This is a genomic window from Nocardia cerradoensis NBRC 101014, assembly GCF_000308535.1.
GTDB lineage: Bacteria > Actinomycetota > Actinomycetes > Mycobacteriales > Mycobacteriaceae > Nocardia > Nocardia cerradoensis.
In genome coordinates this window covers 1-9,778 of the sequence record NZ_BAFW01000107.1, presented here as the reverse complement: position 1 = coordinate 9,778, position 9,778 = coordinate 1, and the positions used below count along the sequence as shown (strand labels likewise).

General features: G+C 68.1%; 11 protein-coding genes. 9 read left to right on the top strand and 2 right to left on the bottom strand.

Annotated elements, in window-relative coordinates; all coding sequences use genetic code 11:
• The coding region (locus tag ON23_RS11590) for an aldo/keto reductase (RefSeq protein WP_039778104.1) at positions 1-697 on the top strand (697 nt) is incomplete at its 5' end.
• Positions 698-700: 3 nt separating this feature from the next.
• On the opposite strand, the gene ON23_RS11585 is transcribed toward ON23_RS11590, so the two are convergent.
• Complete coding sequence (locus ON23_RS11585; RefSeq protein ID WP_039778103.1) at positions 701-1,093, bottom strand: PASTA domain-containing protein; 393 nt, start codon at positions 1,091-1,093, stop codon at positions 701-703.
• Positions 1,094-1,496: 403 nt separating this feature from the next.
• On the bottom strand, positions 1,497-1,925 hold the full coding sequence (locus ON23_RS11580) for a CBS domain-containing protein (protein WP_039778102.1): 429 nt from the start codon (positions 1,923-1,925) through the stop codon (positions 1,497-1,499).
• Positions 1,926-2,156: 231 nt separating this feature from the next.
• Between ON23_RS11580 and ON23_RS11575 the strand changes: the two genes are divergently transcribed.
• From ON23_RS11575 to ON23_RS11540, 8 genes are all read left to right on the top strand, one after another.
• Entirely contained in the window at positions 2,157-2,564 is a 408-nt protein-coding gene (locus ON23_RS11575; RefSeq protein WP_039778101.1) for an Rv3143 family two-component system response regulator, read from the top strand.
• A gap of 344 nt (positions 2,565-2,908) precedes the next feature.
• A complete protein-coding gene (locus tag ON23_RS11570; RefSeq protein ID WP_036501258.1) occupies positions 2,909-3,289 on the top strand; it encodes an NADH-quinone oxidoreductase subunit A in 381 nt (126 codons plus the stop codon).
• A 103-nt stretch (positions 3,290-3,392) separates the two neighbouring features.
• The gene (locus tag ON23_RS11565) at positions 3,393-3,947 is read left to right on the top strand and encodes a NuoB/complex I 20 kDa subunit family protein (protein ID WP_030514408.1); all 555 of its coding nucleotides are present in this window, start codon (positions 3,393-3,395) and stop codon (positions 3,945-3,947) included.
• A 170-nt stretch (positions 3,948-4,117) separates the two neighbouring features.
• Positions 4,118-4,744, top strand: coding sequence for an NADH-quinone oxidoreductase subunit C (locus ON23_RS11560; RefSeq protein WP_051042448.1), 627 nt, complete (start codon positions 4,118-4,120; stop codon positions 4,742-4,744).
• A complete protein-coding gene (nuoD, locus tag ON23_RS11555) occupies positions 4,744-6,075 on the top strand; it encodes an NADH dehydrogenase (quinone) subunit D (protein WP_051042445.1) in 1,332 nt (443 codons plus the stop codon). The genes ON23_RS11560 and nuoD overlap by 1 nt, the downstream gene beginning before the upstream one ends.
• Positions 6,072-6,833, top strand: coding sequence for an NADH-quinone oxidoreductase subunit NuoE (gene nuoE, locus ON23_RS11550; protein ID WP_051042442.1), 762 nt, complete (start codon positions 6,072-6,074; stop codon positions 6,831-6,833). The genes nuoD and nuoE overlap by 4 nt, the downstream gene beginning before the upstream one ends.
• Positions 6,833-8,182 carry an NADH-quinone oxidoreductase subunit NuoF gene (gene nuoF / locus ON23_RS11545; RefSeq protein ID WP_039778100.1) on the top strand — a complete coding sequence of 450 codons (1,350 nt, stop codon included), beginning with the start codon at positions 6,833-6,835 and terminating at the stop codon, positions 8,180-8,182. The genes nuoE and nuoF overlap by 1 nt, the downstream gene beginning before the upstream one ends.
• Positions 8,179-9,778: NADH-quinone oxidoreductase subunit G (locus ON23_RS11540; RefSeq protein ID WP_157170207.1), on the top strand; the 1,600-nt coding region annotated here is incomplete at its 3' end. The genes nuoF and ON23_RS11540, both read left to right, overlap by 4 nt.

Below are 9,778 nucleotides of genomic sequence, written 5' to 3'. Positions count from 1 at the left end.
CGACGCCGCCTACGTCGCACAGTCCTGCGACGAATCGCTGAAGCGGCTCGGCGTCGACCACATCGACCTGTACTACCAGCACCGCGTCGACCCGAACGTTCCGATCGAGGAGACGTGGGGCGCGCTGTCCGAGCTGGTCACCGCGGGCAAGGTCCGCTACCTCGGCATCTCCGAGGCCTCGGCCGAGACCATCCGGCGCGCGCATGCCGTGCATCCGGTGACCGCGCTGCAGAGCGAATGGTCGCTGTGGACGCGCGGTATCGAAGAGGAGGTGCTGCCCACCTGCCGTGAACTGGGTATCGGGATCGTGCCGTTCTCCCCGCTCGGCCGCGGCTTCCTCACCGGCTCGATCACCTCGACCGCCGATCTCCCCGCCGACGACCTGCGGCGCGCACTGCCCCGTTTCGCCGACGACAACATCGACCGCAACCTCGCCGTCGTCGCCGAGCTGCGCGCGATGGCGGAGGAAAAGGGCGTGACCGCAGGGCAATTGGCGCTGGCCTGGGTCCAGTCGCGCGGTGACGACGTGGTCCCGATCCCGGGCACCAAGCGCCGCACCTACCTCGAGCAGAATGTGGCGGCCACCGAGATCGAGCTCAGCGCCGAGGATCTGGCGCGGATCGAGGCCGCCGCCCCGGCCGAGGCCTTTGCCGGGGCGCGCTACCCGGAGCACCTGGCCCGCGCCGCCGGCAAGTAGCGATCAGTGCGGGACGTCGACCGTCAGCGTGACCGCGGTGTCCGCGGCGACCCGCGTCCCCGCCGCCGGCTGCTGGGCGGTGACCGTCCAGGGAGTCGTCGCGGCACCGGGATCGTGCATCACGTCGCGGCCGTCCGCGGTGGTGATACCGGTGATGTCGAAGCACAGCGCCGCACCGACGACGGTCTGTCCCAGCGGCTTCCCGCTGAAGTCGGGTAGCGGGCGGGGCCAGGGCTGCGCGCCACAGTCCTGGCCGCCCGCCGTGGCGACCGAACTCGATTGCGCCGCAGCAGATGTCGTTGCCGTGCTCGCCGCGTGGTCGTCGGAGGATGCGCCGCAGGCGCCGGCGGTACAGACGACAGTGAGCAGGGATGCGGCGAATGCGATGCGGCGCATGGATGTCCTTCGGATCGAGCGGCGTGTCCGGCGCCGCCGACCAGCGATCCGGCGCGCGTGCCACGCACCCTAATACGCGATCGGTCACCGATCGAATCGGCTGCATCCACCACCCGGAATGCGACGTGGTCGGCGGCCGTTCGGAACGCCCCACAGCGCGGACGCCGGGCAGTGAGTTCCGAGGGACAGCGCACGTCTCGAACCCCACCCGATGCACCCGATTCCGGCATCGGCGACCTCGTGGTTCCGAACGAACCGCCCGAGGGAATTCTGCTCCGAAAACGCCTCGTACCCACCACTTTCACGGTTACGAACCGGTGAATATCCAATCACCGTGCGGCAATGGCGGATTCGGCACAGTCATGTCGCGGCCACCGTCGGCCGGCCGGATCGAGCCGGAGGTTCAGCCCTGCAGATAGTGTTCGAGGTGTTCGCGCTCGTCCTGCAATTCCGAGATCGCGCTCTTGACCACATCGCCGATACTCACGATTCCGACCATTCGCCCGTGATCGACGACCGGCAGATGCCGGATCCGGTGTTCGGTCATCGTCGCGCGCAAACTCTCCACCCGATCCTCCGGCGAACAGGTGTGCACGATCGCGGTCATGATGTCGGACACCGGCCGGGTCAGCAGCTGTGCGCCCTGTCTGTGCAGGCAGCGGACCACATCCCGCTCCGACACGATCCCGTCCAGTGCGCCGCCCGCACCACACACCACTACCGCGCCGACGTTGTGTTCGGCCAGCACCGCCAGCAATCGGCCGACCGACGCCTCCGGCGCGATCGTCACCACATCGGCCCCCTTGTTGCGCAAAACCTCCGAAATTCGCATCGTCCACCGCCCTGTCGAGCCTGTCGTTGGTACGCCCTGCCGGGGCAGTTCTGCCACCGAACTGCCGCCGCTTATAAGGATCGCGCGTTTTCCCCGCGGTGACCAGCAACGATTCCGATCGGCACGATCAACCTCGCGGTGAAGTCGCCGGGCGGGCGCCACGCCCGGCGCGGGGACCGTTGCCGCCGAAGCTGCCACCGCACCCGGCCGGATGGACGTAGCATCCGAAGGGTGGCCGATGCGAACCGTCCCGCCCTGCGGGTTCTCGTATACAGCAGCGATGCCGATACCCGCCGCCAGGTGATGCTGGCGCTGGGTAAGCATCCGCATCCCGACCTGCCGCCGTTCGACTACCACGAGACCGCGACCGCGCCGGTCGTGATCGAGCAGCTCGACGCCGGCGCGATCGACCTGGCCATTCTCGACGGTGAGGCCACGCCCACCGGTGGGATGGGGCTGGCCAAGCAGCTCAAGGACGAGATCGCCGACTGCCCGCCCATCGTGGTGCTGACCGGCAGGGCCGACGATGCCTGGCTCGCCGCCTGGTCCCGGGCCGAGGCCGCGGCCGCCCACCCGCTGGACCCGTTCCAGCTCACCTCGGCGGTCACCACTGCCCTGAACGCTCGCCCCGCCGCCTGATCAGCGCTTTTCACGGTCGGCCGACATCTCGTCGGCCGGCCGTTTTCGCGTGCTCGGGCAGCCGCGGCGCGCCCGGCCACGGGGAGGCCATTGCGCTGGTTCGGTCATAAGTGACAGTTCCGAATTCGATCAAACACCGGGGCGGAACCGCGAGTATTCAGAAAGAGCGGTTGTAGGCTGTGCTGTAGCTCACACGAGCGTGGCTGTTGATATGAATGGCGCCCTGCCTGCCCTGTCGTTCCGCGCTCGCGCTCGAGCTGCGCTTCGGGGTGAGACTGGCCCGGCAGACGACGACGTCAGCCCCGCCTCGGCAGTTGCCGGCGAGGGAGAGGGGTTGTGTCGTTGTGAATACCCAGGTGCCGACTCTTGTACTCGGTGCGATCGCTGCCGCGTTCGCGCTGGGATCGGTGTTGCTGGCGGCCGTGATCGGGCCCAAACGCTACAACCGCGCCAAACTCGAAGCCTACGAATGCGGTATCGAACCCACCCCGCACGCCATCGCCGGCGGGCCGGGAAATGCTGCGGGACAACGTTTTCCGGTGAAGTACTACCTCACCGCGATGCTGTTCATCATCTTCGACATCGAGATCGTATTCCTCTATCCGTGGGCGGTGCACTTCGATGCCCTCGGCGTCTTCGGGTTGGCGGCCATGGCGCTGTTCATCTTCAACGTCTCGGTTGCCTACGCCTACGAGTGGAGGCGCGGCGGCCTGAGCTGGGACTGAACGCGGGCGGGCCGGTCGGCCCGTCGGCACCGCATACCCAACCCGTCGTCCCGGCGTCCGCCGGGACCGAGGATTCGCACACGGAAGTGAGAGTTGATCCGAGATGGGGCTCGAGGAGAAATTGCCCAGCGGCTTCCTGCTGAGCACGGTCGAACAGTTCGCCGGCTACCTACGTAAGGGCTCGCTGTGGCCCGCGACGTTCGGGCTGGCGTGCTGCGCGATCGAGATGATGGCCACGGGGGCCGGTCGCTTCGACAGTGCCCGCTTCGGGATGGAGGTCTTTCGCGCCTCCCCCCGGCAGGCGGATCTGATGATCGTCGCCGGCCGGGTCAGCCAGAAGATGGCGCCGGTGCTGCGGCAGGTCTACGACCAGATGACCGAACCCAAATGGGTGCTGGCGATGGGGGTGTGCGCCTCCTCCGGCGGCATGTTCAACAACTACGCCATCGTGCAGGGCGTCGATCATGTCGTGCCCGTGGACATCTACCTGCCCGGCTGTCCGCCGCGCCCGGAGATGCTGTTGCACGCGATCTTGAAGCTGCACGAGAAGATCCAGGAGATGCCGCTGGGTGTCGACCGCGCCGAGGCCGTGCGCGCGGCCGAGGCCGCCGCACTCGCCTCCACCCCCACGATCCGGATGGAGGGGCTGCTGCGATGAGCCTGGACGCACCGCGCAGCGCCGGCGATCCGCCCGACAGCGCAGCGGATATCGAATCTCCCTCCGGCGCAGGCGCATCCGGCCCGGCCGGCGAACCGGCGATCGAGCCCGAATCGCGCGGCCCCTCTCCCGACCGGCCCGACGACGAGGTCATCGGCGTGCGCCGCGGCATGTTCGGCGTCCGGGGCACCGGCGACACCTCCGGATACGGGCGGCTGGTGCGGACCGTCACGCTGCCCGGCAGCACCCCGGCGCCCTACGGTTCCTATTTCGACGAGGTGGTCGCCGCGCTGGCGGAGTCGGTGGGAGACGAGGTGTTTCGCGCCGCGATCGAGAAGATCGTCGTCTTCGCCGGAGAACTGACCCTGCACGTGCGGCGCGAGCGGGTCGTCGAGGTGGCGCGTGCGCTGCGCGACGACGCGGCGTTGCGCTTCGAATTGTGTCTCGGCGTGAACGGCGTGCACTACCCCGACGACACGGGCCGCGAACTGCACGCCGCCTACCACCTGCTGTCGATCACACACAACCGCCGGGTGCGGATCGAGGTGTCGGTACCGGATTCCGATCCGCATATGCCCTCGCTGTTCTCGGTGTACCCGACCACCGACTGGCACGAGCGCGAAACCTACGACTTCTTCGGCATCGTCTTCGACGGTCACCCGTCGCTGACGCGGATCATGATGCCCGACGACTGGCGTGGACATCCGCAGCGCAAGGACTACCCGCTCGGCGGGATCCCGGTCGAATACAAAGGCGCGCGTATTCCGCCGCCGGACCAGCGGAGGACCTACAGCTGATGAATCACACCGACATCACCGGCGCCGCAACGGATCCGGTGGCCGAAAGCCCGGCGGTCACGGTCGTCGGACAGGACTGGGACGATGTGCGCGAGGCCCTCGACGGCGCCGCGGAGGAGCGCATCGTCGTCAATATGGGACCGCAGCATCCCTCCACCCACGGCGTGCTGCGGCTGATCCTCGAGATCGAAGGCGAGACGGTCACCGAGGCGCGCTGCGGAATCGGCTACCTGCACACGGGCATCGAGAAGAATCTGGAATTTCGCAACTGGGTGCAGGGCGTCACGTTCGTGACCCGGATGGACTATCTGTCCCCGCTGTTCAACGAGACCGCCTACTGCCTGGCCGTGGAGAAGCTGCTCGGTATCACCGACGACATCCCCGAACGGGTGAACATCGTTCGCGTCATGCTGATGGAGCTCAACCGTATCTCCTCCCATCTGGTGGCGTTGGCCACCGGCGGTATGGAACTCGGCGCGCTGACACCGATGTTGTTCGGCTTCCGCGAACGCGAACTGATCCTCGACATCTTCGAAACCGTCACCGGACTGCGCATGAACCACGCCTACATCCGTCCCGGCGGGCTGGCGCAGGATCTGCCGCCCGACGCGGTGGGCAAGATCCGAGATCTGCTGGCGCTCATGCCGAAACGGCTGCGCGATATGGAGTTGCTGCTCAACGAGAACCCGATCTTCAAGGCGCGCACCCGCGGCATCGGCTATCTCGACCTGGCCGCGTGTATGGCACTGGGAGTGACCGGACCGGTCCTGCGGTCCACCGGGTTGCCGCACGATCTGCGCAAATCGCAGCCGTACTGCGGCTACGAGAACTACGAGTTCGACGTCATGACCGATACCGGATGCGACTGCTACGGCCGCTACCTGATCCGCATCAAGGAGATGAAGGAGTCGCTCAAGATCGTCGAGCAGTGCCTCGACACACTCCGTCCCGGCCCGGTTATGGTGTCGGACAAGAAGATCGCGTGGCCGGCGGATCTGAAACTCGGGCCCGACGGACTGGGCAATTCCGCCGAACATATCGGCACCATCATGGGCACCTCGATGGAGGCGCTGATCCACCACTTCAAACTCGTCACCGAAGGCATGCGGGTGCCGCCCGGCCAGGTGTACGCCTCGGTGGAGTCCCCGCGCGGCGAACTGGGTGTCCATATGGTCTCCGACGGCGGAACCCGACCCTACCGTGTGCATTTCCGCGATCCCTCGTTCACGAATCTGCAGGCCGTGGCGGCGATGTGCGAAGGCGGCATGGTCGCCGACGTGATCGCCTCGGTGGCCAGCATCGACCCGGTGATGGGTGGTGTCGACCGATGACAGCCGAACCGATTCCCGCGACCGCGACCGGTCGCGACCCGATCCTGCTGCAGTTGTCGCAGCGGCCCGTCCCCTATCCGCCGCAGGTGCAGGAGAATCTGCGAGCCGAGGCTCGCGAGATCATCGACCGCTATCCGCAGTCGCGCTCGGCGCTGCTGCCGTTGCTGCATCTGGTGCAGAGCGTCGAAGGCTATGTCAGCGGCACCGGGATCGCGTTCTGCGCCGAACAACTCGGGCTCACCGACGCCGAGGTGACCGCGGTCGCCACCTTCTATTCGATGTATCGCCGCACGCCGACCGGCGACTATCACGTCGGAGTCTGCACCAATACGCTGTGCGCGGTCATGGGCGGCGACGAGATCCTGGCCGCACTCGCCCGGCATCTGGAGATCGCCCCCGGGGAAACGACCGCGGACGCGACGATCACGCTCGAACATCTCGAATGCAACGCCGCCTGCGATTACGCCCCGGTGGTCATGGTGAACTGGGAATTCTTCGACAACCAGACCCCGGAATCGGCCCGCGCGCTCGCCGACGCGCTGCGATCCGGACGCGAGGTCACCGGCACGCGCAGCGGCGCGCCCCTGTGCAGCTTCCGCGACACGGCCCGCATTCTCGCCGGATTCCCGGACCGGCGGCCCGACGCCAACGAGGGCGCCCCCGGAGATCCCACGCTCGCCGGACTGCGCGTGGCGACCGAGCCATCGACACCTGCTGCGCCGCAGCGTGATTCGGACGACGAACAGGGGGAACGGTGATGACGCTGGCGCCCGTACTCACCCGCTACTGGGATCATCCGCGGTCGTGGACCCTCGACACCTACCGGGCACACGACGGGTATCGCGGCCTGTCCCGTGCGCTGGGCATGCATCCCGACGAGGTCATCGCCACGGTGAAGGACGCCGGACTGCGCGGCCGCGGCGGCGCCGGATTTCCCACCGGCATGAAATGGGGTTTCATCCCGCAGGATCCCGAGGGGTCGCCGGCAGCGGGTAAGCCGCACTACCTGGTCGTCAACGCCGACGAATCCGAACCCGGCACCTGCAAGGACATCCCGTTGATGCTGGCGACCCCGCATGTGCTGGTCGAGGGCGCCATCATCGCCGCCTATGCCATCCGCGCCGCCCACGCGTTCATCTATCTGCGCGGCGAAGTCGTGCCGGTGCTGCGCCGGCTCCAGACCGCGGTCGAAGAGGCTTATGCCGCAGGTTATCTGGGCCGCGATATTCTCGGCTCCGGCTTCGATCTGGACCTGATCGTGCACGCCGGGGCCGGCGCCTACATCTGCGGTGAGGAAACCGCCCTGCTGGATTCGCTCGAGGGCCGCCGTGGCCAGCCTCGCCTGCGCCCGCCCTTCCCCGCCGTCGCCGGCCTCTACGCGTGCCCGACCGTGGTCAACAACGTGGAATCGATCGCGAGCGTCCCGGCGATCATGACCAACGGCGTGGAATGGTTTCGCTCGATGGGCTCGGAGAAGTCGCCCGGCTTCACCCTGTATTCGCTGTCCGGACACGTCACCCGGCCGGGCCAGTACGAGGCGCCGCTCGGTGTCACGCTGCGCGAACTTCTCCGACACGCCGGCGGTGTGCGCGCCGGGCACACGCTGAAGTTCTGGACCCCCGGCGGCTCCTCCACTCCGCTGTTCACCGCCGAACACCTCGATGTGCCCCTCGACTACGAGAACGTGGGCGCGGCCGGATCCATGCTGGGCACCAAGGCATTACAGATCTTCGACGACACCACCTGCGTGGTGCGTGCGGTGCTGCGCTGGACCGAGTTCTACGCCCACGAATCCTGTGGAAAATGCACACCCTGCCGGGAAGGCACCTACTGGCTGGTGCAGTTGCTGCAGCGACTGGAGTCCGGCGGCGGAACCGAGGCCGATCTGGGCACCCTGCTCGATATCGCCGACAACATCAACGGCAAATCGTTCTGCGCCCTCGGCGACGGTGCGGCGAGCCCGATCGTGTCCTCCCTCAACTATTTCCGCGACGAATACATCGAACACATCCGGCTGGGCCGGTGCCCGTTCGATCCCGCTCGCTCGACCGCCTGGGCCGCCGCCACGGCCGCCACCGCGGCGACGCCCGCCGAAGGAGTGCGATGACCGCGACAGTCAGCCACGACAGCAGTGGCGTCATCCCCCAGGATCTGGTCACCGTCACCATCGACGGCACGACGATCGCCGTGCCCGCCGGAACGTTGCTGATCCGGGCCGCCGAACTCGTCGGAATCCAGATCCCCCGGTTCTGCGATCATCCGCTGCTCGATCCGGTCGGAGCCTGCAGGCAGTGCCTGGTCGAGGTGGAGGGGCAACGGAAACCGGTGGCCTCCTGCACGATGGCCGTCACCGACGGCATGATCGCGCACACCCAGATCAGTTCGCCGGCCGCGCAGAAGGCGCAAACCGGGGTCATGGAACTGCTGCTGATCAACCATCCGCTGGACTGCCCGGTGTGCGACAAGGGCGGGGAATGCCCGCTGCAGAACCAGGCGATATCCAGCGGGCGGCCCGAATCGCGCTTCGAGGGCGTGAAACGCACCTACCCCAAACCGATTCCGCTCTCGCCCGCGGTGCTGCTGGATCGGGAGCGGTGTGTCCTGTGCGCCCGCTGCACCCGGTTCTCACAGCAGATCGCCGGTGATCCGTTCATCGAGCTGATGGACCGCGGCGCACTGCAGCAGGTCGGGATCGCCGTCGGCGAGCCGATGGACTCCTACTTCTCCGGCAACACCGTCCAGATCTGCCCGGTCGGCGCTCTCACCGGCACCACCTACCGCTTCCGCGCGCGCCCCTTCGACCTGGTGTCGAGCCCGGCGGTGTGCGAACACTGCGCCGCCGGATGCGCCCAGCGCACCGACCACCGCCGCGGAAAAGTGCTGCGCCGCTTGGCCGGTGACGATCCGCAGGTCAACGAGGAATGGAATTGCGACAAGGGGCGCTGGGCCTTCACCTACGCCACCGAACCCGACCGGATCACCACCCCCCTGATCCGCGACGACAGCGGCACACTCGTTCCCGCCTCGTGGTCGGCAGCGCTCGCGCGAGCGGGTACGGGCCTGGCCGCCGCCCGCGGGAATGCCGGAGTGCTGGTGGGCGGCCGGGCCACCGTCGAGGATGCCTACGCCTACGCCAAATTCGCGCGTATCGCTCTGGGCACCAACGACATCGACTTCCGCGCCCGCGCCCATTCCGCGGAGGAGGCCGCATTCCTGGCCGCCGCCATCGCCGGACAGGGCGTGCGGGTGGACTACGGCGCGCTGGATTCGGCGCCGGTCGTCCTGCTCGCCGGCCTCGAACCCGAAGAGGAATGCCCGATCCTGCATCTGCGGCTGCGCAAGGCCGCCCGCACCTCCGCGACCGCGATCTATTCGCTGGCCGCCTATGCGAGCCGGGGCCTGAACCGGCTGTCGGGCCGGTTGATCCCCACCGTGCCGGGTGACGAAGCGCGGCTGCTGCAGGCGCTGGCGGTCGCGGGCGCCGGATACGAATGCCCGCCCGATCCGCCGGGACTGGACGAGCTCGCCCGCGCGCTGCGCCGTCGCGGTGCGGTGATCCTGGCCGGTGAGCGGCTGGCCGCGCTGCCCGGCACGCTCTCGGCGGTGGCGGCGCTGGCCGAGACCACCGGCGCCGCACTCGCCTGGGTGCCGCGCCGCGCCGGCGAACGCGGCGCGCTCGAGGCGGGTGCGCTGCCCGATCTGC

What these genes read in the sequence shown, in the direction of transcription:
- ON23_RS11585 (WP_039778103.1), bottom strand. Translation starts at nt 1,093, where the DNA reads ATGCGCCGCATCGCATTCGCCGCATCCCTGCTCACTGTCGTCTGTACC.
- ON23_RS11580 (WP_039778102.1), bottom strand. Translation starts at nt 1,925, where the DNA reads ATGCGAATTTCGGAGGTTTTGCGCAACAAGGGGGCCGATGTGGTGACG.
- ON23_RS11565 (WP_030514408.1), top strand. Translation starts at nt 3,393, where the DNA reads ATGGGGCTCGAGGAGAAATTGCCCAGCGGCTTCCTGCTGAGCACGGTC.
- ON23_RS11560 (WP_051042448.1), top strand. Translation starts at nt 4,118, where the DNA reads ATGTTCGGCGTCCGGGGCACCGGCGACACCTCCGGATACGGGCGGCTG.
- nuoD (WP_051042445.1), top strand. Translation starts at nt 4,744, where the DNA reads ATGAATCACACCGACATCACCGGCGCCGCAACGGATCCGGTGGCCGAA.
- nuoE (WP_051042442.1), top strand. Translation starts at nt 6,072, where the DNA reads ATGACAGCCGAACCGATTCCCGCGACCGCGACCGGTCGCGACCCGATC.
- nuoF (WP_039778100.1), top strand. Translation starts at nt 6,833, where the DNA reads ATGACGCTGGCGCCCGTACTCACCCGCTACTGGGATCATCCGCGGTCG.